The following is a 24,302-nucleotide window of genomic DNA, read 5'->3' as shown; positions in this document are numbered from 1 at the left end:
GCCGTCGCACACCGAGGCCACGCACCGAACGCCGCTGCGCCCGTGCTCCGCACGGACGACGGGGAAACTCAGAACAGGCCCTAGAGCCGACAGCCGTCCGCAGTGTCCCCCGACAGGAGTCGACCCCGATGCCCCGCCTGGCCCTCTACGCCCTCACCGTCTGCGTCCTCGCCGTCGCCGCGGCCGTCATCTCCTTCGTGCAGGGGAGCTGGCTGGGTGTCGTGTGGGTGATGCTGGCGGGGCTGTCGTCCAACATGGCCTGGTACTACCTCAGGCGCGGCAGGGCCGCCCGGCGGCCTGAAGTCACGGGCTGACCTGGCAGAACTCGTTCGTGCCCTGCCAGAAGCGGTACAACTCCTGACCGCAGTAGGTCTCGAAGTCGGTGATCCCCAGGGCCGCGAGGATCGAGTCCACCGCGTCGAAAAACACGCCGTTGATCTCCGGCACCCACAGCAGCGCGAACACGAACAGCAGGCCGAACGGCGCGAACGGCTCCACCTGCCGCTTGACGTTGTGCGACAGCCAGGGCTCGATGACCCCGTAGCCGTCCAGGCCCGGCACCGGCAGGAAGTTCAGGATCGCGGCCGTGACCTGGAGCAGCGCCAGGAACGCGAGCGCGTACTGGAAGTCGCGCGGTACGCCGTCGAGCGCGTCGAGCCAGAAGGGCGCGGTGCAGACGGCGGCGAAGAGCACGTTCGTCAGCGGACCGGCCGCGGAGATCAGGCTGTGCCGCCAACGCCCCCGGATCCGCCCGCGCTCGATGAAGACGGCACCGCCGGGAAGGCCGATCCCGCCCATGATCACGAAGAGCACGGGCAGCACGATGCTGAGCAGGGCGTGCGTGTACTTGAGCGGATTGAGCGTGAGATAGCCCTTCGCGCCGACCGAGATGTCGCCGCTGTGCAGAGCCGTGCGCGCGTGCGCGTACTCGTGCAGACAGAGGGAGACGATCCACGCCGCCGTCACGAACAGGAACACGGCCACACCGGGCTGCTCCGCGAACCCGGTCCAGGTGGCCCATCCCGTGACCGCCGTGACGGCCGTGATCCCGATGAAGACGGGACTGATCCGCCGGTCACTGCGGCGGGTGCTGGCGGTGGTCATCGGGTTTCCTGGCCAATCTGCGATGGGCTGCGACTGCCCGACGGTACCGGGCCCGGGAGGAAAACGTCTCCCGGCCGGTCGAGGGTTCCGACTTCTCATAGTTCATGCGCGTGTAAACCCGGAGGCAGCGCGGGGGACGCAGCGGGGACAATGGGACCGTGCGCTATCGCATCCTCGGCACGACTCAGGCCACCCGCACCGACGGCACCACCGTCCCGGTCGGCGGGGCGCGGCTGCGTGCGCTGCTGACCGTGCTCGCGCTCCGGCCGGGGCGGACCGTGCCGGTGAGCGTGCTGGTCGACGAGGTGTGGGACGGGGAGGCGCCCGCCGACGCGACGGGGGCGGTGCAGGCGCTGGTGGGGCGGCTGCGCAGGGCGCTGGGGGCGGCTGCCGTCGAATCCGCGGAGGGCGGGTACCGGCTCGCCGCCGCGGCCGACGACATCGACCTGCACCGCTTCGAGCGGCTCGTCGGCGACGGCCTGCGCGCCCTCACCGACGGCGACCCCGCCAAGGCGGCCGTGGTCCTCGACGACGCCCTCACGCTCTGGCGCGGCCCCGCCCTCGCCGACCTCCCCGACCGCACCGCGGAGGCGGCCCGCTGCGAGACCCGGCGTCTTGACGCCCTCCGTGCCCGGCACGCCGCCGCACTCGCCCTCGGCCAGGCCGAGCAGTCCCTGCCCGAGCTGACCGCCCTGTGCGACAGCCATCCCCTGGACGAGCCGCTCCAGGCCCTGCGCATGCGCGCCCTGCGCGACACCGGGCGGGCCGCCGAAGCGCTGGCCGCCTACGACGACGTACGACAACTGCTCGCGGACCGGCTCGGGTCCGATCCCGGGGCCGAACTGCGGGCGCTGCACGGGGAACTGCTCCGCCCGGAGGAGGAGCCGGGCAGGCCGCTGGGCAATCTCCGGGCCCGGCTCACCTCCTTCGTCGGCCGGGAGGCCGACATCGAGGCCATCCGCGGGGACCTCGCCGCCGCCCGGCTGGTGACGCTGCTCGGGCCCGGTGGCGCGGGCAAGACCCGGCTGTCGCAGGAGGCCGCCGAGGCGGTGCGGCACGCGGCCCGGGACGGGGTGTGGCTGGCCGAGCTGGCGCCCGTCGACGACCCGGCCGCCGTACCGGAGGCCGTGCTCACCGCGGTCGGCGCCCGGGAGACCGTGCTGTACGGGGCCGGGGCGGAGGAGATACGGGCCGGCCTGGAGCGGCACGACGATCCCCTGGTGCGGCTCGTCGAGCACTGCGGCAGGCGCCGGATGCTGATCGTCCTCGACAACTGCGAGCATGTCGTCGAGGCCGCCGCCCGTCTCGTGGAGCAGTTGCTGGAGCGGTGCCCCGGGCTCACTGTGCTGGCCACCAGCCGTGAACCCCTCGGTGTGCCGGGGGAGTTGCTGCGGCCCGTGGAGCCGCTGCCGGAGCCGGTCGCGCTGCGGCTGCTCGCGGACCGGGGTACCGCCGCGAGGCCGGGCTTCCGCATCGAGGACGACCCCGGGGCCGCCGCCGAGATCTGCCGCCGGCTCGACGGGCTGCCCCTCGCCATCGAACTCGCGGCGGCCAGGCTGCGGATGTTGACGCCGCGTCAGATAGTCGACCGGCTCGACGACCGCTTCCGGCTGCTCACCTCCGGCAGCCGTACCGTGCTGCCCCGTCAGCAGACCCTGCGGGCCGTCGTCGACTGGTCCTGGGACCTGCTCGTCGCGGACGAACGCGACGTCCTGTGCCGGCTGTCGGTGTTCGCGGGCGGCTGCGACCTCGCCGCCGCCGAGGCCGTCTGCGGACCGGCCGCCCTCGACGCGCTCGGCTCCCTCGTCGACAAGTCCCTTGTCGTGGCGGCCCCTTCGGGAGAGGGCGGCGAGATGCGCTACCGGCTCCTGGAGACCGTCGCCGAGTACGCGGGCGAACGGCTCGACGAGTCCGGCGGGCGCCCCGCCGCCGAGCACGCGCATCTGACGTACTACCGCGAACTGGCCCGCACCACCGACCCGTTGCTGCGCGGCCCGCAGCAGCGCGCCGCCATCGAACGCCTGGAGCGCGAGTACGAGAACCTGCGCACCGCTCTGCGCCACGCCGTCGCCCTCCGCGACGAGCAGGAGGCGCTGTGCCTGGTGCTGTCGCTGGGCTGGTACTGGCAGATACGCGACCTGCGCATCGAGGCCCGCAACTGGTCCCGCGAGGTCAAGGACCTCGGCCCCGACCCCTTCGCCGCACTCGTGCGCACGGCCGAGCCGCTGTGGCAGCGCTGCACGGACCTGCCGCTGCCCTGGACCGGCCTGGTGCTCGACGAGGCGCGGCGCGGGGTCCACCTGATCCATCTCGCCTGCATGGACACCGAACTGGACGCCTGGCAGACGCCCGAGGCACAGGCGAAACTCCGGGCCATCGCCTCGACCTACCGGCCCGGCCTGCCGCAGACCTGCCGCACCCCCGGCATGTACTGGTTCTTCGCCGTGATGATGACCGGCGACATGAAGCGGGTGCGCCTGATCATCGACGCCTGCGTCGACACCTGCCGAAGCACTCCCGGCTACGAGTGGGAGCTCGCCGCCGGCCTCCACATGCGCGCCAACCTCCTGGCCAACCGCAGCGACTGGGCCGGAGACGCGACCCGCGACGCCGACGAGGCGCTGGCGATCTACCGGCGTCTCGGCGACGCCTGGGGCACCGCGGAGGCGCTCTCGGCCCGTGCCGAGTCCCGCGAGCGCGCGGGCGACCACCGCCTCGCCATCGTCGACTTCGAGGCGGCCGTCGAACACGCCGAACGGCTCGATGCCCGCGCCCATACGTCCGTGCTCCGCGCCCGGCTCGGCAGCGCGCTGCTGGAGGCGGGTGAGATCGAGCGCGGCGAACGCGTCCTGCGCGAGGTGATCGCCGAGCGCGACGGCTCCCACAACGAGGCCATGCCCGCCGCCCGGCTCCACCTCGCGGGCTGGCTCGGCATGACCGACCGCGTCCCGGAGGCGCGCGAGCACCTCCGGCTGCTGCGGGAGGAGTTCGCCATCTCCCACTTCGTCGTCTTCGACGCCTTCATCCTGGGGTCGGAGGCCTGGCTGGACGCGGTCGACGGCTGCCACGAGGACGCCCTCGACAAGGTCAGACAGGCGCTGGAGCATGCCCAGGACCCGCTCTCCGAGGCCATCGCCCCGCACATGCGCTCGGGGTATCTGACCACCGCCGCCGTCGCTCTGGCCGGCCTCGACGGTGGCCGCCGGGCCCGCGACGGAGCGCGCTTCATCGGCGCCGCCGACGCCGCGCTGCCGCCCCGCCATGTCCCGTCCGCCCTGGAGCGCACCTGCCGTGAACGGGCCGAGCCGGCGCTGCGTGAACTGCTCGGCGACGAGGAGTACGAGACGGCGTACGCGGAGGGCGGCGGCCTTTCCCCGGAGGAGGCCGCCGCCCTGGTGTGAGATGGGTCAGTTCTTGGTGCGGAACTTTCAGTTCTTGGTGCGGAACTTGTGGATCGCGACCGGCGCCATCACCGCCGTGATCGCCACCGACCAGGCAACCGTGACCCACAGGTCATGCGCCACCGGGCCGCCGATCATCAGCCCGCGTGCCGTGTCCGCCAGCGTGGACAGAGGGTTGTAGTCGGTGAAGGTCTGCAGCCAGTCCGGCATGGAGCTCGTCGGCGCGAAGATCGACGAACCGAACTGCAGCGGGATCAGTATCAGGAAGCCCGTCTGCTGCACGGCCTGCGCCTCCTTCATGATCACGCCCAGGGTGAGGAACCCCCACATGATCGACGAGGCGAACACGACGGACAGGCCCACGGACGCGAACATGCCGCCCCAGTTGTCGATGTCGAAGCCGACCAGAACGGCCACGATCATCAGCACGGTCATCGCGAATATCATCCGAGTGATCTCCACCGCGACCTTCGCGATGAGCACCGAGCCGCGCCCGATCGGCAGGGACCGGAAGCGGTCCATGACGCCGGAGTTGAAGTCCTGGCAGAACCCGGTGCCGACGCCCTGGGAGAGCGTCATGCTCATCATCGCGATCATGCCGGGGATGACGTACTGCACGTACTCGTCATGCCCGCCGCCCAGGGCCTGCCCGACCGAGCCGCCGAAGACGTACACGAACAGCAGCGTGAAGACGATCGGCATCATCACGGCGTCCATCATCGACTCCGGGTCCTGCCGGATCCACAGCAGGTTGCGGCGCATGAGGGCACCGGTGTGGCGCAGGTGGCCGCGCAGCGGGATGCGGGTGTCGGTGACGGTGGCTGCGGCGGCGCTCATACGGCGGCCTCCTCGGGCTCGGTGGGTACGGCGTCCTGCGGGGCACTGGCGCGGTGGCCGGTGAGGGACAGGAACACCTCGTCCAGGCTGGGCAGTTCGGTGCTGATGGAGCTGAGCGTGATGCCGCGGGCGGTGACGGTGCCGACCACCGCGGTCAGCTGCTCGTCACTGAGGATCGGGACGAGCACGGTGCCGCTCTCCGAGTCGACGGTCGTGGCGGCGAGGCCCGTGATGCCCTGCTTGTCGAGGATGTCGGCGAGCGGCCGCAACTGCAGCGGATCGGTGGGCCGCACTCGCAGGGTCCGCCCGCCGACCTTGGCCTTCAGCTCGTCGATGGCACCGCCTGCGATGACCTTCCCGTGGTCCACGACGGTCAGCTCGGAGGCGAGCTGCTCGGCCTCCTCCATGTACTGCGTGGTCAGCAGGACGGTCACGCCGTCGCCGACCATGGCCTTGACCTCGTCCCACACCTCGTTGCGGGTGTGCGGGTCCAGCCCGGTGGTCGGCTCGTCGAGGAACAGCACCTCGGGCCGCCCGATCATGGACGCGGCGAGGTCGAGCCGCCGCCGCATACCGCCGGAGTAGGTGTTCGCGGGCCGCTTGGCGGCCTCGGTGAGCGAGAACCGCTCCAGCAGCGCGTCGGCGCGCGACCTGGCCTCCTTCCGCGGCAGGTCGAGCAGCCGCCCGATCATGTACAGGTTCTCCCAGCCGGACAGCTTCTCGTCCACGGAGGCGTACTGCCCGGTCAGCCCGATCACCCGCCGCGTCTGCCGGGGCTGCCGTACGACGTCGTACCCGGCGACGCTGGCCTGCCCGGAGTCCGGGGTGATGAGCGTGGACAGTATCCGTACGAGGGTGGTCTTGCCGGCCCCGTTCGGCCCGAGCACACCCATCACGGTGCCCTCACGTACCTCCAGGTCGACGCCGTCCAGCGCCTTGGTCGCCCCGTAGTGCTTGACCAGCCCCCGCACGCTCACCGCGACTGTGGCGTTCTTGTCGATTCGCGTCATGGCAGTGACGGTGTCACGGCCCACCGACAAACGGCCGACAGGGTGCCGACAGCGGCCTGCAGATTGCCGACGCGCCCATGAACACCACAGCCCCGCCGACGGGGGAAGATCGGCGGGGCTGCTCGGTGGTGCCGCAGTGGCTCTTCGGGCCGGTGGTTCTTCGGGCCAGTGGCTCCTCGGGTCAGTGGACGGAGTGCTCCTCCAGCGGGAACGATCCGCCGACGACATCCTCCGCGAACGCCTTCGCCGCGTTCCCCATGACCTCACGCAGGTTCGCGTACTGCTTCACGAACTTCGGCACCCGGCCGCCGGTCAGCCCCAGCATGTCGGTCCAGACGAGGACCTGCGCGTCCGTCTCCGGTCCCGCCCCGATCCCGACGGTCGGGATGTGCAGCGTCCGGGTCACCTCGGCCGCCAGTTCCGCCGGCACCAGCTCCAGCACCACCGCGAACGCCCCGGCGTCCTGTACGGCCTTGGCGTCCCGCAGCAGCTGGTGCGCGGCCTCCTCGCCGCGCCCCTGCACGCGGTACCCCATGGCGTTCACGGACTGCGGGGTCAGCCCGATGTGCGCCATCACCGGAATCCCGGACTCGACCAGCAGCTCGATCTGCCGGTGCGACCGCTCGCCGCCCTCCAGCTTGACCGCCCCGACCCCGGCCTCCTTCACCAGCCGGGTCGCCGAGCGCAGCGCCTGCACCGGACCCTCCTGGTAGGACCCGAAGGGCAGGTCGCCGACGATGAGGGCGCGGGAGGTGCCCCGGACGACGGCCGCGGACAGCATGGTCATCTCGTCGAGCGTGACGGGCACGGTCGTCTCGTACCCGAGGTGGCAGTTGCCCGCCGAGTCGCCGACGAGCATGACCGGGATCCCGGCCTCGTCGAAGACGGACGCGGTCATCGCGTCGTAGGCGGTGAGCATGGGCCACTTCTCGCCGCGCTCCTTGGCGGTGGCGATGTCGCGAACGGTGATACGGCGAGTGCTCTTGCCCCCGTACAGCGCCTTGCTGCCGTCGGAAGGTTTCTGCTGAGCGGTCTGGGCAGCCGGAAGCTGCGTCATGGCACGGCTCCTTACGTCATCTCGAGGCGCCCTGACGGCGTCCCCGGACCACCTCCATGGTGGCACCTCGTGCCACCGGACGGCTAGAGGACCGTGTCACGTACGGGCGGGGCCGCGCCGGAACGGACCGTCGACGCGGTCCTCGACGCGGTCCCCCGACGGCGTACACCCTGTCAGTTCGCGACCCGCGTAACCCACACGTGCGTGTTGTGTCACAGAGCGCGCTTTCCGCGCCTGTCACCGGAACTGCCCGCGCCGACTTGTACGTCCTCGTGCCCGTACGGCCGTCAGAAGACGGCAGGAAGGGAGCCGATCATCCCCTAGTGTCTGTAGGAGACAGGGGGACGGACGGTGTGCACGGCAGGTAGTGAGGCGACGGTATGGCGCAGCAGGCATACGTGACGGAGACGGACGGCGACGGCTCGCGGCCCGAGTCGCACAGCTCCCGGTTCCGACGCCTGCTCGGCAGGGTGACCACCGGCTGGCGCGGCGATCCCCGGATCTGGCGCCGCGGCCTCGTCGTCGCCGGGCTCGCGCTGCTGCTCGCCCTGGTGATGGTGGCGCACTCGCGCATCCCGAACGCGGTCGGCAACCTCGGCAGCCTCACCGAGACCTTCCTGCCCTGGCTGGGGCTGTCCATCCCGGTGCTGCTCGTGCTGGCGCTGGTCCGCAAGTCGGCGACCGCGCTGATCGCGGTGCTGGTCCCGGCGAGCGTATGGCTGAACCTGTTCGGCGGCCTGCTCACCGACAAGACCGCCGCCGGCGGCGACCTCACGGTGGCCACGCACAACGTCAACGCCGACAACGCCGACCCGGCCGGCACCGCCCGTGACGTGGCCGCCTCCGGCGCCGACGTGCTGGCCCTGGAGGAGCTGACGGGGGCGGCGGTGCCGACGTACGAGGACGCGCTGGCGTCGACGTACAAGTACCACGCCGTGGAAGGCACCGTCGGGCTGTGGAGCAAGTACCCGCTCACCGGTGTCCAGCCCGTCGACATCAAGCTGGGCTGGACGCGCGCGATGCGCGCCACCGTGGCCGCGCCCGCCGGACAGGTCGCGGTGTACGTCGCCCACCTCCCGTCGGTGCGGGTGAAGCTGGAGGCCGGGTTCACCGCCCGGCAGCGCGACAAGAGCGCCGACGCCCTCGGTGAGGCCATCGCCGACGAGAAGCTGCCGCGGGTGGTGCTGCTCGGCGACCTCAACGGCACGATGAACGACCGCGCGCTGAACGCCGTCACCTCCCAGATGCGCTCCACACAGGGCGCGGCGGGCAGCGGGTTCGGGTTCAGCTGGCCGGCGTCGTTCCCGATGGCGCGGATCGACCAGATCATGGTCAAGGGCGTCGAGCCGATGACCTCGTGGACGCTGCCGGAGACCGGGAGCGACCACTTGCCGGTGGCTGCGCGGGTGCAGGTCGGCACGTCGTCGTAACCGGGAGGGACACCGGGCGGGGTGGGCCCGAGGATCGGACCCACCCTGCTGGGGACGGTGCCGCCGCGGTTCCGGTGGTGCGTCAGACGTTCGGCTCGATGGGCTCGATCGGCTCCAGCTCCGGGAGTTCCGGGAACCCCGGGTAACTGCTCTCGCTCACGACATAGGTGCAGTTGGTGTACGTGTAACCGGGATCGATGCGCATCCCGTCGGCCAGGTTCTCCACGTCCTCCGCGCCTGCGTCGGCGTACTTGACGAGGGTGTGGTAGTCGCCGGCGGGCAGGTCGAGGTAGTTGGTCGGGTAGTCGATGCTGCTGTCCCCGCAGGCGGCGCCTGCGGCCTCCGACTCGCTGGAGTACTCGGTGCAGCCGGTGCACGCCGGGATGTAGATCCTGCCGGTGACGGGGCCGGTGTAGAGGAACTCGACCGCGGTCGGGGAGTCGTTGCTTATCTCCAAGGTCATCCTGGAGCCGCCCGGGCTGCGGGACGGCGGCAACTTCCGGCCCGCTGCGGGCCGTTCCGCGGCGATCTCCGCGGCGATGGCGATCTGCCGGGCACGGTCGGCGTTCTGGTTGTCCTCGTACGTGTCGGCGAAGTCGTTGAGCGTCTCGGCCGCCGCGGCGAACTTGTCGTCCTCGAACTCGTCCACCCCGCAGGCGTAGGCGGCGGACTCCACCGCGTCGGCGGCGTCCGAGCGCAGCGCGTCACCGGGGCTGCCCGCGGGCAGGTCGACCATGGTCTGGCTGATGGCCTGCAATTCCTCGCCGGCCGGGCAGGGGTCGTCGCCGTTCAGGGCCCTGGACTGTTCCGAGATCTCCGCGCTCACGGCCGGTTCGACCTTGGCGGCCTGCGCCGAGTCGGGGAACGTACCGAGCAGTTCGGCCAGCGCGCCGCCGTTCGCGTCCGCTGCGGACACGGCGCCGGAGCCGAGGTTCGCGATGCCGCACTCGTAGAGCGAGGTGGCCAGGGGCTCCTCGGGCCAGTCGGCGAGGGAGCCGAGCCGCTCGCTGCCCATCGTGTCCGGCAGCTTCCACAGATACCGCAGCGGTTCCAGGGCCTCGCAGTACTCCTTCTCGCGGTACGGCGCGGCGACCGTGTCGTAGAACCGGCCGAGGCGGTCGGGGATGCGCTGAGCGGCCCGGCTGCCGGGGTGGTCGTCGCCGAGCGCACGGTAGTCCTTCATCGCCCGCTCGTAGTCGTCCTTGGCCTCGGCGAAGCTGTCCCGCCGCGAGGCCGTGGTGACCAGCCGGTCCGTCTCGTCGAGCCGGTCCAGCAACATCTGCTGGTACGCCTCTTCCCGCGCCGCCTCGTACCCCACCGCCCCACCGACCGGCACGACGAGCAGCACGAGACCGACCCCGGCGGCGACCGTCGACCGCCACGGCAACGTCAGCCGCGCACGGCGCGCGAGCCACGCCGCGTGGGCCGCGGCCAGCACCAGAAAGAGGATGTACCCCCACACCACCGCGCCCGGCAGCCCGTCAGGGTCCGCGGGCAGCGCGGCCACCAGCAGCAGGCTGGTCGCGACCCAGCACAGGGCGGCCTGCGGCCAGCGCTGCAGCAGCGCGTACCCCAGCCCGAGCCCGGTGAGGTTGAACAGCCCGGCCGCCGCAGAACGCCACCGATCCGCGGGCACGACATCCTCCGGCTCCTCCGGCAGCGTGTAGGTCAGCCACTCGGAGACCGGCGACTGCACGGTGGGCGGACCATCGGGCATCGGGGGCGGGGGAGGGAGCGGGGACGACGACGGGGGGTCGGGCGGGGGCGGGGGTGACGATGGAGGTTCCGGCGGGGGCGGGGGTGACGATGGAGGTTCGGGCGGCGACGAGGGCTTGGGCGGAGGCGGGGGCGCCGACGGGGGTTCGGGCGCCGACAGGGGTTCGGGCGGTGACGGGAATTCCGGCGGTGACGAGGGCTTGGGCGGCGATGGCGGTTCGGGTGGCGACAGGGGCTTGGACGGCGACGGCGGCTCGGGTGGGGTGGACGCAGGCTGGTCCGATCCCTCTCCCGTCCCACCGACCCCCGACGACTCTTCGGACCCACTCATACCGACTCACTCCCCCAACTGCCCTACGGGCAGGAGACTTTGCTCCCTCACAGATTCACAGATCCCTATAGTGCGGCACATGGCCGGGGAGGGGTCCCGAACGGACGGAAGAGGAAGTCTCCCGTCCGGTATATGGCCCCGGCCGCCGAGGCGAAGCTGACGCCGGTCATCGGTCTCCTTCTCAAGAGCGGCGGCGCGACCATCACCGTCCTGCTGGTCGGGCGCTGGTCGTCGAACCGGCTCTGCCGGATACAGGGGACTGGCTTGTCCCCGCACCAGACCAGGTCGGGTGCCTCGGCGGTGAAGTCGCGGCGCACGAAGTCCGGCGCGGCCGGCCGCTTCCCCGGTCGGGTCAATCCCCGCCGTCTGCGCACCTTCCGCGCGACCAGGCCCAGCCCGGCCATGATCTTCGCGATGGTGTTCACCGAGACCTGCCAGCCCTGCCTCACCAGCCTGATCCAGATCTTCGGCGAGCCGTAGGTGCCGCCGGAGTCGTCGAACTCCTCCTTCACTGCCTCGATCAGATGCTGTCTGCGCAGCTCACGCCGGGTGGGCCGATGGGTGCGGTGCTTGTAGAACCACGACTCACTCACACCCAGGGCGCGGCAGGAGACACGGTGCGAAATGCCGTGCTCGGTCCTGAAGTCGCTGATCACCCCGACGACGGACGCCGGGTCCGCCACGGCTACTTCACCCACAGGACCATGCAGCGTTTGAGGACATCACGCTCCATGACCAGTTCCTTGTTGTCCCGCTTGAGCTGGGCGTTCTCCCGCCGCAGACGCTCCAGCTCGTCGCTCCCACCAGCCGGTGCGGTCCCTGCCCGACGGGCACGGGAGACCCAGCTCGCCAGGGTGGTCTCGTTGATCCCCAGGTTCTCGGCGACCTCGGCGATCGTCTTGCCGGTCTCCGTGACGATCCGCACGGCACCCTCACGGAACTCTGGATCGAACTTCCGTCGCTTCTCCGCCATGACTCCCAACTTCCCCTGCAGTCACGGTCTTCACGCTACGAGGGGAGAGACAGGTGGTTGTCGGCCTTGGATGCAGGACGCCCGTGGTCCTGGGTGATCATTTCTGTTCTCTACGCAGAAGGATCACTGGGGAGCCACGGGCTTGGTCAACGATACGACGTTGCTGCTCGGCCTCGACGGGGTGTCCGTCATACGGGTCGAGCGGTGCGAGGACGGTGGCCGCCGGGTCCACCTGGCCACGGCGGATGCCTCGGCCCGGGCCTGCCCGGCTTGCGGGGTCTTCGCGTCCCGGGTGAAAGGCTCCGCGACCACCCGGCCCCGTGATCTCCCTTACGGCGAGCGCGGGCTGGAGTTCGTGTGGCACAAGCGGCGCTGGTGGTGCCGTGAGCCGGCCTGTCCCCGCAAGTCGTTCACCGAGCAGATCCCGCAGATCCCGGCCGGCGCCCGGATCACCGGGAGGCTGCGCAGTGCGGCCGGGCGCCGGATACGGGACGCCGACTCCACGGTCATCCAGGCCGCCCGCGATCTGCACCTGTCCTGGCCGACCGTGATGGACGCTTTCAAGGCCGCCGCCCGGCAGGTCGCCGAAGCACCGCTGCCCGAGGTCGAAGTGCTGGGCATTGACGAGGCCCGGCGTGGACGGCCTCGCTGGGAACAGGATCCGGACAGCGGCAAGTGGCAGCTGACCAGAGACCGGTGGCACACCGGGTTCGTCGACGCGCTCGGTGCCGGTGGCCTGCTCGGCCAGGTCGAGGGCCGCACCGTCGCCGACGTGCTGGCCTGGCTCGCCACCACACCCCTGACCTGGCGCAAGAACATCCGGCACGTCGCCATCGAAATGTCGGCCACCTACCGCGCCGCCCTGCGCACCGGCCTGCCCCACGCCACCGTCGTGGTCGACCACTTCCACGTCGTGCAGCTCGCGAACAAGATGCTGTCGGGTCGTGCCATGACTCAATCCTTTCACGGAATTGAGTCTCTACCTGACCCGGGGCGGTTCAGGGTGGCTGGGCCTACGGAGCATGGCGTCACGGCGGCTCACTCCGACGCCACCAGGCCACAGTCGCCGCCTCCCTCACCCTCGCGAGCCTCCCGCTGACATTCCTCGACGCGCCCCTCGCGGTCGGCGCCACCCTCGCCCTGACCGGACTCGCCGTGCCGGTCCTCCTGATCCTCACCTCCGTTCTCACCGAGTCGGCGGTTCCGCGCGCCGTCCTCACTCAGGCCTTTACCTGGGGCAGCTCCGCAAGCGCGGCAGGAATAGCAGGCGCCGCGGCGGTCGCGGGGCAGGTGGTGGACGCGGGCGGTGCGCACGGCGGTTTCGGGGTGGCGGCAGCGGCCGCGGCGGTGATGACGGTCCTGGCCCTCAGCGGTCTGCGAGGCTCAGCAACGGCCGCACCGAAGTCGTCCGCGCCCGAGGAGACCACGGAGTCGGCAGCAGACTCTTCTCCTTCGCAGGAGACCCCGCTGAGCTGAACGCAAGGACTTGACGGGGAACAGGGCGAACGTTGCCTGACGCGGCACCAGTCAGGAGATGGCGGTCTTGCGCTCGGACTGGTTCAGCGGCGGTCCTTGCAGTTGGGGCTTTCTCGGGCCGATGAGCATCGGGATGAGCATGTCGGGCGAGAACAGCCGGGTTGGGGGCTTCTCCAGGCTCATGACGTCCAGCAGGGCGCCCAGGGCGCGGGGGTTGGTTGCACCGGTTTCCACGGCGCGGTCGACGAACCGGGCGAGGAAGCGCTCCATGGCGGTGGGTGGGGTGTCGGTGGCGCCGGGGTAGAAGGCGTCCTGTCCGACGGCCAGGTCCCAGGCGGCGCTGACGGGGCGGGCCGCAGCTCGCTGGAGGCGCTGGGCGGTGCCGGGGGCGGTGAGGTGCGTGGTGTGCATGACGTCGCGGACGGCGAGGGCGCACTGCGCAGCGACGGTGAGCCCGTGGCCGTAGACGGGGTTGTAGCTGGCGACGGCGTCACCCAGGGCGACGAATCCTTCGGGCCAGCGTTTGGCCTTTTCGTAGTAGCGGCGGTGGTTGGCGGTGGAGCGGGTTGTTTCGACGTCGCTGAGTGGCTCGGCGTCTTTGAGGAGTTCGCCGATGATGGGGTCGCCGAGGCCAAGTGCGAAGTCGATGAAGGCGCGGGCATCTTTGGTGGGCTCGCCGCCGCGGGTGCCGCAGAGGGTGACGATCCACTGGCCGTCTTCGATGGGCAGGATGATGCCGCCTTGGCCGGGGGCCTTGGCGGGGTTGGCCTGGACATTGATGAGCGGGAAGTCGGTGCCGGCAGAGCTGTGAGGGGCGCGGAACAGACGGGTGGCGTAGACGAGTCCGGCGTCGACCTGGCGTTCGGTGACTTCGGGCAGTCCGAGGCCTTCCAGCCACTGGGGGGTGCGGGAGCCGCGGCCGGAGGCGTCGATGACAAGGTCGGCTTTCAATACGACGTCGTTGCTGCCGCTGGTGTCGTTGCTGCGGACACGGACTCCCGTGATGCGGGTGGCGTCGCCCTCCAGCCCCTGTGCAGTGGTGCCCTGACGCAAGGCGAGGTGCTCGACTGCACGGAGGCGTTCGCGCAGGACGGCGTCCAGCAGATTGCGGGAGCAGACGAGGTTGCGATGGTGCGTGGACAGGAACCGGCGGAACCAGACCTCGTTGGGGGCCCGGGAGACCATGTCGCCCATGATGTGGACGAGGCGTCCGCCGCGGGCTATGACATCGTCGACGATGCCGGGCAGGAGTTCGTTGAAGGCATGTACGCCACCGCTCCACACGAGGTGCGCGTGCCGGGCTTGCGGGACGCCGCGGCGGGCTGTGGGGCCGTCGGGCAAGTGGTCGCGTTCGACGATGGTGACGTCGGCGAATTCCGTGAGTGCGGCGGCGGCGAAAAGGCCGGTCGCGCTCGCGCCGATGATGACGACGTTGGGCCGACGGGTGGTAGCACTACGAGGCATGTGTGTTGACGCTTTCTGTGCTGGTCACCCGCTGGCGGATGCTGTCGACGAGGCGGGGACGGTGCAGGGCCTTGGAGATGGCGTCGATGTGCTCGTGGATGTCCGTGGCGAGTTGCTGTGCTGCGAGGCTTGTAGGGCCGGGCATTGCGCCGCGGTGGGCGTCGATGGCCGCGCGAATGGTGACGGCACCAGCGATGCCGCGTGTTCCCTGCTCGGTGCAGCCTGCCGGAACCGCGCGTCGCGCCGTGTCGTACAGGTCCCGGTCGAGGTACGGGGCAAGCACGCGTAGGGAGTCGTGGATGCGTTGCTGGCGCTGCACCAGGCGGAGGTCCAGGGGGACCCATAGGCCGAGCCGGGCCGGAGCTGCGGCGGGGGTGACGTCGCGGACGGCCGACCACAGAGGGCGCAGCCGCCAGTACTCGCGCTGGTCACGGAGCCACTTCTGCAGGAGTGGCCCTGCTTGGGGGACGATGAACCCGATGGCGACGAGGATGGCTTCCAGAAGAGCGAATGGCGGCGCTGCTTGGGTGCTGAGGACATCGAGGTCGTGGCCGGACCAGTGGGCGCCGAGCGCGGTCAGTTTCGCCGCGTCGAAGATGAGGCCGGAGGCGAAGCCGAGCTGCAGGCAGACCACGCCCGATTTCAGCCAGCGGTTTGCGACTTCGGGGAACCACTTCCACAGCATGTAGGTGGCGACCAGGGAGGACACCATGTGGGCCAGCAGATACAGCAGGATGTGCTCGCGCATCCAGGGTGTGCTGGCGTAGTAGGTGTCAAGGTCGTAGATCCGCGGTTCGGGCACGTCGGCCAGTACGAACGTCACCCACAGCGCCGCGATGATGCCGGCGTAGATCCAGTAGACGCGGCGTATCCGGCGTCGGCGGCGCTCGGAGGGTTCCTCCCGCCACCGCATGATCATAGTGAGGCCGGTTGCGCAGAACGCGGTCAGGAACGAGTAGGCCCAAGGCGATGCGATGTTCGGGATGCCGGTCAGCTCGTTGAGGAGTTCGATGTTGACGGGTGTGATGACGACGAGTACGGCTGTGGCGAAGGTCAGCAGGAGCGTGGTGGCGCGGACGTCGGGGTCGCGCCAGGCCCGAACGAGAGTGGGGAATTTGAGCAGGAGAGCTAAGGCCAGCAGCAGGGTGGGGATGGCGTAGGGAATGTGGAAGTAGGGGTTCACAGGATGCGTCCGCTGCGGTTGAGGAGGGAGAGGTTGATGCGTCCCTCGACGGTCGCGGCGCTGACCGGTCCTTCCGCGTACCGTCCCTTCATCCAGGGGCGTACTTCACGGCCGAAGAGCAGGCCGAAGGTCTCCGCGTCGACCTCGTGATCGGCGGCGGATTCCGCCCGGGGCGCCACGGTGAGGATGGCCTCGCGGGGCACTTCGTGTTCGTCGAGTATCTGCTCGACGGCCCGGCGAACGGCTTCCGGAGGCTGGGCCGCGGTGAGCGTGCGGGCGGCTGCCGGCAGCCCGGCCACGTGATGACCCCGGTCCTCTTCCTCTTCGTGCCACAGCTCGTGGCCGAGAATGACCAGCTGGGCCTCGGGCACAGTGCGGTCCTCGACGACGATGATGGAACGGTCCCCGAGGTCCAGGCGCATGCCCGACACCGCGATGTCCGGCGGGAAGGCGCGGAATGCGAGTGTGATGGGCCGGCCTTTGCGGACGCTCATTGCCCGGCAGAACTCCTCCATGACGTCCCGGGGGGCGGCAGGCCGCTGGAGCGACTTCGATGCTTCCTTGCCCAGGTCGCTCAGCAGGGACTTCATCGCCTTCGTGCTCATCGCTTGGTGTCTCCCTCCTCGGGCAGCACCGACCGCAGCACACTCTCCAGGATCCTCTCCAGTTGTTGACGTGGCATGGAGCCGTGCAGCCGCAGATCCGCGCTTTTCACGCCGTAGCGGTCCAGCAACGCCGCTACGGGGTCCGGCTCGGGGTTATCGAGCCGCCGCAGAATGGGCAGCAACACGTGGTTGAGTGCTTCGTCGGCCGACGCCGTGAAGAACGACTCGCCGCCCTTGATGCCGAAGTACCCCACCAGATGGTGCAGGAGTTCGATGTTGGGTGTCTTCTTGCCGTCGCAGACCGAGCGTGCCCAGACATCGGAGATTCCCAGGCGTTTGGAGATGTCGGCGGCCAGGTCCGACATGCGCCTACCGGTGCGGGCCAGATGGGCGTCGCTGACCGCCTTCATGCGGGCGCAGACTCGCTCACTGACCGTGTCGGCCGGTGCCGGGTGGCCTTTGAGCAGGCGGCGGACAGTACTTTCCGGCAGTGCCGTCCCGACTGCCAGTGCCTGCGGGCTGAGGATGTCCGATCGATTCAAGCCGCGCTCGCGGATGAGCTCATCGAGGCGCTGAAGCGTCTCGGTCAGTGACGTGTATGGCTCCAACGACGGTCTCCCTGAAGGCCCGGGGGGCGGCTCTCCTGCGTGTACGTGGCAGCGTACGCGCAACCCCGCCCACTCCACAACGATCGTTTACTGACCTTAAGCGATCGTTAGCATTCCGGCACGTTCACCCAAGAAAGGGACAGGCCTTTCGCCCCGGCAAGTGCCGGGCGGAAACGCCTCGCCTGCTCGCATTTATGAACGATAGTTCTGAACTCTAAAACGATCGTTGACACGTGGTGTTTGCGCGTAGCAATATCACCGAACAAGGGCAGCGGGTCATGCGGCACCAGCCCAGGCGCCGCAGGCAGAGATCCGGCGGCGTGAGCGGACCTGCCTGCGCTCGCTCCCACCGCGCCATTCCGCAGGAAGGATGTGCTTATGAGCAGTCCGTCGACGCACACCCGTACGCACGGCGGCAGCCCCGAACGTCCGTGTTGCCAGTGGCGCGCGCAGTCTCGGCGACGAGTGCGCCCATGACCGAGCCAGCCCGCCCAGCCGAGGAAGCGCCTCCCCACGCGTGAACCGCAGGCTGCCCTGTCCGCCATGGATCCGCAACTGCCGGATGAACGCTCGCCGGTGAACCTGTTCGGTGGGCCTGAGGACGGGGTCGTCAGTCGCTGCTTCGAACTGAAGCGGCTGCGCCTGATCGGCTGCACCGACGAACCACCGGAGGTCACACCATGACCACTGCCGCCCGGAGAAGCTGCCGGTTGTCGGCCGCTGACTGGAACCTGTGGACTGCAGCAGGCCCGCCGACCTCCGTCAGTCCCGCCGAGACCGAGCACTTCCAGGAGGCTGTCGCCGCGCGCACCGGCATGACCGCCATTGATCTCGCGTGCGGAACGGGCGCATGGACACGGCAACTTGCCGACTGGGGCATGACGGTGACCGGCTACGACTTCTCTGACGAGGCACTGCGGCAAGCCGAAACCGCAGGGCCGTGCGGCCGACTGTCGTACGCGCTCTGGGACATCGTCGCCGATCCCATCCCCGCCGAGCTTGTTCCCGGGACTCTCGATGTCGTGACCTGCCGCTACGGCCTCCCGTACCTGGAACCGGGCCGGCTCCTCACGGACGTGGGCCGGTGGCTGAGGCCGACGGGGGTGTTCTACGCACTCGTTCGCGTCGGCTCCGAGCACGGTCACAACGAGGCCCCTGAATGGCAGACCGACGACAGCGGCCCGTCCGATGAGGCCCCGCTTCACCTGGAGCTCACCGACGCCCACCTCAGCGATCTCGGCACCGGATGGGCGCGACGGGAAGTGCACCAGCTCAGCCGGTGCCATCGAACACTCGTCCTGAGCGGATACGGCTGCACCGAACCAGCACGCGCTGCAATCGACACTCACCGAACCGGCTCCAGCATTCCCGCCACCCGGCCGATCACCTGACGACAACTCATGCACTCGACGGTCACCCAGCCGACCCGTGCAGCGGGCGGCCGCGCACACGGAGAGTCCTTGAACACGCCTCCATTCGCACTTGCCCATCGCCCCAGGTGCGCAAGCTAGTCCCCACGACTCGGGACCGGTCCCGGACCGGCACACGAAGCGGCTACGCAGCACCTGTGGTCGCGTGCTGAAAGCCATTCCGGGGTGTGTGCCCGAGTTCCGTTGGTCAGGCCCCGCCGGTGACACCACCGGTGAACCCGCACCTCAACGCCCACCCGGATGTCGCCGCCTTCCGTGACCCGATCACGCTGGCCTGGCCGCGTTCCGCCGTCGGCTCGCCTACGCCGTCTCCCGCCACCCGTTCGTGATCGGCAGCCGCCGGTCCTTCCCGAAGCCCTTCGGGGAGATCTTCGTCCCCGGCGGATACTGCCGCCGCTTGTACTCCGCGGTGTCGACCATGCGCAGTGTCCTGGTGACCAGCGCCCGGTCGAACCCGGCGGCGACGATGGTGTCGGCGCCCTCGTCGCGGTCGACGTAGCGTTCCAGGATCGCGTCGAGGACGGGGTAGTCCGGCAGGGAGTCCGTGTCGACCTGTCCGGGGCGGAGTTCCGCGCTCGGCGGCTTGGTGATCGAGTTCTCCGGGATCGGCGGCGTCTGCCCGCGCTCGGCGGCAGCCCGGTTGCGCCACTCGGCGAGGCGGAAGATCGACGTCTTGTAGACGTCCTTGATGGGGCCGTACGCGCCGACCGAGTCGCCGTACAGCGTCGAATAGCCCACCGCCAGTTCCGACTTGTTGCCGGGGGCGAGAACGATGTGGCCCTCCTGGTTGGAGATCGCCATCAGCATGGTGCCGCGCAGCCGGGACTGGAGGTTCTCCTCGGCCAGGCCGGACAGGCCCAGCGAGCCCATGTACGCGTCGAACATCGGCTCGATCGGCACGGTACGGAAGTTCAGCCCCGTCCGCCGCGCCAGCTCCGCCGCGTCGCCCCTGGAATGGTCGGAGGAGTACTTGGACGGCATGGAGACGCCGTACACGTTCTGCGCGCCGAGGGCGTCGCAGGCGATCGCCGCCACGAGGGCCGAGTCGATGCCACCGGAGAGACCGATCAGGACCGACGTGAAGCCGTTCTTCGCGGCGTAGGCCCGCAGGCCCACCACCAGCGCCGAGTACACCTCCTCGTCGTCGTCCAGCCGGTCCGCGTAGCCGCCGGTCAGTTCCGGCTCGTACGGGGCGAGGGGCTCCTCGGACAGCACCAGCCGGTCGATGCGCAGGCCGTCGTCGACCACGCCGGTGGGTGCCTGGGCCGACGCCGCCGGCAGGTCCAGGTCCAGGACCACACAGCCCTCCGCGAACTGCGGCGCCCGTGCGATCACCTCTCCGTCGCGGTCGACCACGATCGAGTCGCCGTCGAAGACCAGCTCGTCCTGCCCGCCGATCATGGCCAGATACGCCGTGGTGCAGCCCGCCTCCTGGGCGCGCTTGCGGACCAGTTCGAGGCGGGTGTCGTCCTTGTCGCGCTCGTACGGCGAGGCGTTGATCGACAGCAGCAGGCCCGCCTCGGCCGAACGCGCCGCCGGCACCCGGCCGCCGTCCTGCCAGAGGTCCTCGCAGATGGCGAGGGCCACATCCACCCCGTGCACCCGCACGACCGGCATGGTGTCGCCGGGCACGAAGTAGCGGAACTCGTCGAAGACGCCGTAGTTGGGGAGGTGGTGCTTGGCATACGTCAGCACGACCTCGCCGCGGTGCAGCACCGCCCCCGCGTTGCGCGGGGCCCCGGCCGGCTGGCCGAACTTCGGCCGGGCGGCCTCCGAACGGTCGAGATAGCCGACGATCACCGGCAGCTCCCCGAAGCCCTCGTCGGCGAGGCGCGCGGCCAGGTCGCGCAGGGCGGCGCGGGAGGCCTCGACGAAGGACGGTCGCAGGGCCAGGTCCTCGACTGGATAGCCGGTCAGCACCATCTCCGGGAACGCCACGAGATGCGCCCCCTGCTCGGCGGAGTGCCGGGTCCAGCGGACGACCGTCTCGGCGTTCCCGGCGAGGTCACCGACGCGTGAGTCGATCTGGTTCAGAGCGAGACGAAGTTGAGGCACGCGCCCAGTGTAATCGTCAGAGCGACGCGATGGGGTGGCGCGGGTTGTGGCGCACCCCACGCCACCCCACGCCACCCCACCTCATCCGTCAGTCACCGCCGATCGACCAACCGGTCACCGCCGATCGACCAACCGGTCACCGCCGATCGGTCCATCGGTCACCGTCGGCGGTACGACTCCACATAGCCGCCCGCGGGCGTCCCCACGCCCGTCACGTCGTCGTACCCCTTGACCGCCTTCAGCGAGCTGTCCGCGCCGAGGGTGCGCACGGACGTGGTCAGGCCGCCGCTCGCGTCGTAGCCGTTGACGAAGTCGACGCGGGCCACGGCGAGTCCGGAGCCGGTGGGGGCGTCCGTGACGTCGTGGTACGCCGTCGAGCCGTACCTGGCGTAGATCGCCGGGTTGGCGAACCCGATCGCCGCACCGCCGCGCGCCTCCTGCGCCAGCGCCTGCACCGCAGCGATGACCGGCGCGGCGAGCGAGGTGCCGCCGATGCGGTACTCGCTGTACTGCTGCGATCCGTCCGGGAAGGTCTGCGTCTGGCCGACGAGGAACCCGGTGTTCGGGTCGGCGATGGCCGCGATGTCCGGGACGACGCGGTTGCCGGCGGAGCTGTTCGCCTGCGCCAGCGAGGACGGCACGGCACCCTGCTGGTAGAAGGGCTCGGCGACCGTCCTGCTGGTGCCGCCGCCCGCGCCCGAGGTGAACGCGCCCGGGAAGCCCGCCCAGCTGGTGCCGTCGTCCGACAGCGCAGCCCGCTGGGTGCCCCAGCCGGTCTCCCACAGATACGTGTCGCCCTTGCCGACCGCCAGCGACGTACCGCCGACCGCCGTCACCCACGCCGAGTCTGCCGGGGTGTCGACCTGCTTCGTACCGGTCGCGGCGACCTCGTCGCCGTTGTCGCCGGAGGAGAAGTAGAAGCCGATGCCCTCGACCGCGCCGAGCTGGAAGACCTGGTCGTAGGCGGCCGCGAGGTCCGGCGTCTGACTGGCCTCGGTCTCGCCCCAGGAGTTGGAGACGATGTCGGCGAGGTGGTTGTCGACGATCTTGCTGAGCGAGTCGAGCAGGTCGTCGTCCTGGCAGGACGCGGCGCCCACGTACGTGACGTCCGCGTCCGGCGCGACCGCGTGCACGGCCTCGACGTCGAGGGTCTCCTCGCCGTACCAGCCGGCGGCGTCGCACTCGTCGGCGCCGGTGTGCGTGTACTTCTCGGGCAGCACCTGGCTCAGCCGGCCGGCCTTCCAGGCGGCGTCGCCGTGCTTCTTCGCGTAGGTCGACGCGTCCTGCGCGATGGTCGGCGAGGCGTACGCGTCGGTGATGGCGACCCGCACCCCCTTGCCCGTGTGCGAGCCCGCGCCGTACGCGGCCCGCAACTGCTTGCCGGTGTAGCCCTGGACGGCGTACGGGATCTTGGTGCCGTACGCGTCCGGCAGTGTGCTCGCGAGGTTCGAGCCGTAGTACGAGGAGAACGGCCCGGCGTTCTTGAACACCGTGGACGGCCCGGGCAGCTGGTCGTGGTGGCTCGCCCGGTGCGGGGCGTCGTCCAGGCCGGTGACGGTCAGGACGGCGCCGTTCAGACTGCCGGGCACGGACGCGGCCTTCGCGGGCGCGCGGTAGGTCTTCGCGCCCTTGGCATAGGTGCGCAGCTGGGTGCCGAACGCCTTCTCGGCGGCGGCCACGTCACCGGTCACGGAGACGTAGTGCTGTGTGACACCGGTGACCTTCAGTCCCGCGGACGTCAGCCACGCCTTGACGGCGGCGGTCTGCTCCGCGGTCGCACCGAAGCGGGCCTGCGCCTGATCAGCGCTCAGGTATGTGCCGTACGAGGCCGAGTGCGGGTCGGACACGGCCTTGGCGTACGCGGCAAGGCCGGCGGCGTCGCGGCCGGCGAGGTAGACCCGGGCGGAGACCGCGGAGCTGTCCGGCGCGGCCCCCTTGTCGGCCTTGGTCGTGGCCCACGAGGGCTTGGTGCCCGCGAGCAGGTCCCGGCCCGGGTTGTCCGCGGCGTGCGCCGCGGGTATGCCGAAGGCCAGCGCCCCGGCGAGCATCGGCAGTGTCGCCGCGATGCCCGCCACGGCGCGTGCCCTGGCGCGGTTGGATCTCATGGAACCCCCTGGATGCGGTTCGTCGCGAGTGATCACTCGACGGTGGCCACTCTCGCGGTGAACCGTTCATGCCAGGGGAATCCGGGGGGAATGGCTGGTCCAAGAAGCACCCAAGGAACCGTATACGCAAGGGATTTGCGGCATACGTCCCCCCGGCACACGTCCCCCCGGCACACGTCCCCTCGGCGGAGGTCAACGCGCCTGGGCGCCACGCTCCTTGAGCAGATCCGCCATGAGCTGGATCTCCGACTCCTGCGCGTCCACCATGCCCTGGGCGAGATCCTTCTCCGCCCCGACCGCGCAGCGCTCCACGCACCCCTCGGCCATGTGGACACCGCCCTGGTGATGGTCCGTCATCAGCTGCAGGAAGAAGATCTCGGCCTGCTTGCCGTTGAGCTTGCCCAGCCGCTCCAGCTCCGTGTCGGTCGCCATGCCGGGCATCAGCGCGCCGTCCTCGCCGGAGGCCATGCCGCCCATGTCCATCCAGGTCATCGGCGGGTCCGACGACACCTTCGGCAGATTCCACAGGGTCAGCCAGCCCAGCAGCATGCCGCGCTGGTTGGCCTGCGTCTGTGCTATGTCATACGCCAGTCGCCGCACATCCGGATCGTCGGTGCGATCGCGCACGATGTACGACATCTCCACGGCCTGCTGATGATGTACGGCCATGTCGCGCGCGAAACCGGCGTCCGCCGAGTCGGCGGCGGGCGGCTCGACACCGGAGTTGCCGTCCCCGGCCACCGCGTAGGTGATCGCGCCGGCCGCGACGAGCACGCCTGCCGCGGCCCCCGCGATCCAGCCGAGCTGCGCCCGCCTCACTCTGCCAGCCCACCCGTGCAGGCGGCGCCCGGCTCGGGCGTCTGCTCACCCTGGACGTACTTCTCGAAGAACTTGTCGACATTCGGGTCGTCCGCGCTCGTCACCGTGCGCTGGACGCCCCACGCCGAGAGCATGATCGGGTCCTTCTGGTTCTCGTACGGGCTCATCAGCGTGTACGGCGTCTGCTTCACCTTCTCCGTCAGCGCGTCCACGTCCTCCTTGGCCGCCTTGCTGGTGTACGTCACCCAGACCGCGCCGTGCTCCAGCGAGTGCACGGCGTTCACGTTGGTGAGTTCCTCGGTGTAGACGTCGCCGTTGCAGTTCATCCACGCCTGGTCGTGGTCGCCGCCGACCGGGGGCTCCATCGGGTAGTCCACGTTCTCGGTGACGTGGGTGCGGCTCAGCTCCGCGTCCCAGGTCTTCACGCCGTCCGAGCCCGTGACGAACTTGCCCGTACCCTTGGAGTCGCTCGCCGTGGAGTCGTCGTCGGACTGCGACTGCACCAGCACGACACCGCCGACGACGAGACCGGTGACGACCACTACGCTCGCGGCGATGGTGAGGATGCGGTTACGGCGCTCGCGGGCACGCTCAGCGCGCCGCATCTCCTCTATTCGCGCCTTGCGCTCTGCGGAGCTGCTCTTCTTGGCGGAGCCCATGGGGTGTGTCCTTCTAGGCAAGGGAATGGTCGGGTCTGC

General features: G+C 70.2%; 22 protein-coding genes. 7 read left to right on the top strand and 15 right to left on the bottom strand.

Translation table 11 applies throughout. From position 1 onward, the window contains the following. Positions 1–128: 128 nt before the first annotated feature. A complete protein-coding gene (locus tag GFH49_RS07915) occupies positions 129–314 on the top strand; it encodes a hypothetical protein (RefSeq protein WP_155055071.1) in 186 nt (61 codons plus the stop codon). Here the strand turns inward: GFH49_RS07915 and GFH49_RS07910 are convergent. Then, positions 304–1,104 (bottom strand): site-2 protease family protein, encoded by an 801-nt coding sequence (locus tag GFH49_RS07910; RefSeq protein WP_155055070.1) that lies wholly within the window; start codon positions 1,102–1,104, stop codon positions 304–306. The two genes, GFH49_RS07915 and GFH49_RS07910, sit on opposite strands and share 11 nt — an antisense overlap. 158 nt (positions 1,105–1,262) lie before the next feature. Here GFH49_RS07910 and GFH49_RS07905 point away from each other — a divergent pair, with 158 nt between their 5' ends. Continuing rightward, the gene (locus tag GFH49_RS07905; protein ID WP_155055069.1) at positions 1,263–4,505 is read left to right on the top strand and encodes an AfsR/SARP family transcriptional regulator; all 3,243 of its coding nucleotides are present in this window, start codon (positions 1,263–1,265) and stop codon (positions 4,503–4,505) included. Positions 4,506–4,532: 27 nt separating this feature from the next. On the opposite strand, the gene GFH49_RS07900 is transcribed toward GFH49_RS07905, so the two are convergent. The 3 genes from GFH49_RS07900 to panB form a co-directional block, all read right to left on the bottom strand. Beyond that, positions 4,533–5,342, bottom strand: a complete 810-nt coding sequence (locus GFH49_RS07900) for an ABC transporter permease (RefSeq protein WP_155055068.1) — start codon at positions 5,340–5,342, stop codon at positions 4,533–4,535. Next, entirely contained in the window at positions 5,339–6,352 is a 1,014-nt protein-coding gene (locus GFH49_RS07895) for an efflux ABC transporter ATPase subunit, DrrA-related (protein ID WP_155055067.1), read from the bottom strand. Before GFH49_RS07895 ends, GFH49_RS07900 begins: the two co-directional genes overlap by 4 nt. A gap of 181 nt (positions 6,353–6,533) precedes the next feature. After that, the gene (panB, locus tag GFH49_RS07890; protein WP_155055066.1) at positions 6,534–7,409 is read right to left on the bottom strand and encodes a 3-methyl-2-oxobutanoate hydroxymethyltransferase; all 876 of its coding nucleotides are present in this window, start codon (positions 7,407–7,409) and stop codon (positions 6,534–6,536) included. Positions 7,410–7,789: 380 nt separating this feature from the next. Here panB and GFH49_RS07885 point away from each other — a divergent pair, with 380 nt between their 5' ends. Next, the gene (locus GFH49_RS07885; RefSeq protein WP_155055065.1) at positions 7,790–8,839 is read left to right on the top strand and encodes an endonuclease/exonuclease/phosphatase family protein; all 1,050 of its coding nucleotides are present in this window, start codon (positions 7,790–7,792) and stop codon (positions 8,837–8,839) included. Positions 8,840–8,921: 82 nt separating this feature from the next. On the opposite strand, the gene GFH49_RS07880 is transcribed toward GFH49_RS07885, so the two are convergent. The 3 genes from GFH49_RS07880 to GFH49_RS07870 form a co-directional block, all read right to left on the bottom strand. Further along, on the bottom strand, positions 8,922–10,556 hold the full coding sequence (locus GFH49_RS07880) for a hypothetical protein (RefSeq protein WP_230396204.1): 1,635 nt from the start codon (positions 10,554–10,556) through the stop codon (positions 8,922–8,924). A gap of 395 nt (positions 10,557–10,951) precedes the next feature. Further along, complete coding sequence (locus GFH49_RS07875) at positions 10,952–11,584, bottom strand: IS3 family transposase (protein ID WP_196217892.1); 633 nt, start codon at positions 11,582–11,584, stop codon at positions 10,952–10,954. Beyond that, a complete protein-coding gene (locus GFH49_RS07870) occupies positions 11,572–11,859 on the bottom strand; it encodes a transposase (RefSeq protein ID WP_155055063.1) in 288 nt (95 codons plus the stop codon). The genes GFH49_RS07875 and GFH49_RS07870 overlap by 13 nt, the downstream gene beginning before the upstream one ends. A gap of 142 nt (positions 11,860–12,001) precedes the next feature. Between GFH49_RS07870 and GFH49_RS07865 the strand changes: the two genes are divergently transcribed. Beyond that, a complete protein-coding gene (locus tag GFH49_RS07865; RefSeq protein WP_155055062.1) occupies positions 12,002–12,958 on the top strand; it encodes a transposase in 957 nt (318 codons plus the stop codon). 56 nt (positions 12,959–13,014) lie between these two features. After that, a complete protein-coding gene (locus tag GFH49_RS07860; protein WP_196217891.1) occupies positions 13,015–13,335 on the top strand; it encodes a hypothetical protein in 321 nt (106 codons plus the stop codon). A 51-nt stretch (positions 13,336–13,386) separates the two neighbouring features. Here GFH49_RS07860 and GFH49_RS07855 read toward each other — a convergent pair whose 3' ends face one another. From GFH49_RS07855 to GFH49_RS07840, 4 genes are read right to left on the bottom strand one after another with little or no spacing between them, the layout of a single operon-like run. Continuing rightward, positions 13,387–14,799, bottom strand: coding sequence for an FAD-dependent monooxygenase (locus GFH49_RS07855; protein WP_155055061.1), 1,413 nt, complete (start codon positions 14,797–14,799; stop codon positions 13,387–13,389). Continuing rightward, a complete protein-coding gene (locus tag GFH49_RS07850; protein ID WP_155055060.1) occupies positions 14,789–15,982 on the bottom strand; it encodes an MAB_1171c family putative transporter in 1,194 nt (397 codons plus the stop codon). The genes GFH49_RS07855 and GFH49_RS07850 overlap by 11 nt, the downstream gene beginning before the upstream one ends. Beyond that, positions 15,979–16,587, bottom strand: coding sequence for a toxin (locus GFH49_RS07845; protein ID WP_155055059.1), 609 nt, complete (start codon positions 16,585–16,587; stop codon positions 15,979–15,981). The genes GFH49_RS07850 and GFH49_RS07845 overlap by 4 nt, the downstream gene beginning before the upstream one ends. Next, on the bottom strand, positions 16,584–17,195 hold the full coding sequence (locus GFH49_RS07840) for a hypothetical protein (protein WP_155055058.1): 612 nt from the start codon (positions 17,193–17,195) through the stop codon (positions 16,584–16,586). Before GFH49_RS07840 ends, GFH49_RS07845 begins: the two co-directional genes overlap by 4 nt. Positions 17,196–17,738: 543 nt before the next feature. On the opposite strand from GFH49_RS07840, the gene GFH49_RS07835 reads away from it, so the two are divergent. After that, the gene (locus tag GFH49_RS07835) at positions 17,739–17,879 is read left to right on the top strand and encodes a hypothetical protein (RefSeq protein ID WP_155055057.1); all 141 of its coding nucleotides are present in this window, start codon (positions 17,739–17,741) and stop codon (positions 17,877–17,879) included. Next, positions 17,876–18,586, top strand: a complete 711-nt coding sequence (locus GFH49_RS07830) for a class I SAM-dependent methyltransferase (RefSeq protein WP_155055056.1) — start codon at positions 17,876–17,878, stop codon at positions 18,584–18,586. The genes GFH49_RS07835 and GFH49_RS07830 overlap by 4 nt, the downstream gene beginning before the upstream one ends. Before the next feature lie 339 nt (positions 18,587–18,925). Here the strand turns inward: GFH49_RS07830 and GFH49_RS07825 are convergent, their stop codons facing one another. The 4 genes from GFH49_RS07825 to GFH49_RS07810 form a co-directional block, all read right to left on the bottom strand. Continuing rightward, entirely contained in the window at positions 18,926–20,680 is a 1,755-nt protein-coding gene (locus tag GFH49_RS07825; protein ID WP_155055055.1) for an NAD+ synthase, read from the bottom strand. A gap of 158 nt (positions 20,681–20,838) precedes the next feature. Further along, the gene (locus GFH49_RS07820) at positions 20,839–22,785 is read right to left on the bottom strand and encodes a S53 family peptidase (protein WP_155055054.1); all 1,947 of its coding nucleotides are present in this window, start codon (positions 22,783–22,785) and stop codon (positions 20,839–20,841) included. Between the two features lie 192 nt (positions 22,786–22,977). Further along, a complete protein-coding gene (locus GFH49_RS07815; RefSeq protein WP_155055053.1) occupies positions 22,978–23,604 on the bottom strand; it encodes a DUF305 domain-containing protein in 627 nt (208 codons plus the stop codon). After that, positions 23,601–24,263: a thioredoxin-like domain-containing protein gene (locus tag GFH49_RS07810; RefSeq protein WP_155055052.1), complete on the bottom strand. Its 663-nt coding sequence runs from the start codon at positions 24,261–24,263 to the stop codon at positions 23,601–23,603. The genes GFH49_RS07815 and GFH49_RS07810 overlap by 4 nt, the downstream gene beginning before the upstream one ends. Positions 24,264–24,302 lie beyond the last annotated feature (39 nt).

Origin of the sequence: Streptomyces blattellae, from assembly GCF_009709555.1 — a bacterium.
In the GTDB taxonomy this organism is placed as follows: Bacteria; Actinomycetota; Actinomycetes; order Streptomycetales; family Streptomycetaceae; genus Streptomyces; species Streptomyces blattellae.
This window is presented reverse-complemented; position numbering and strand designations above follow the sequence as displayed.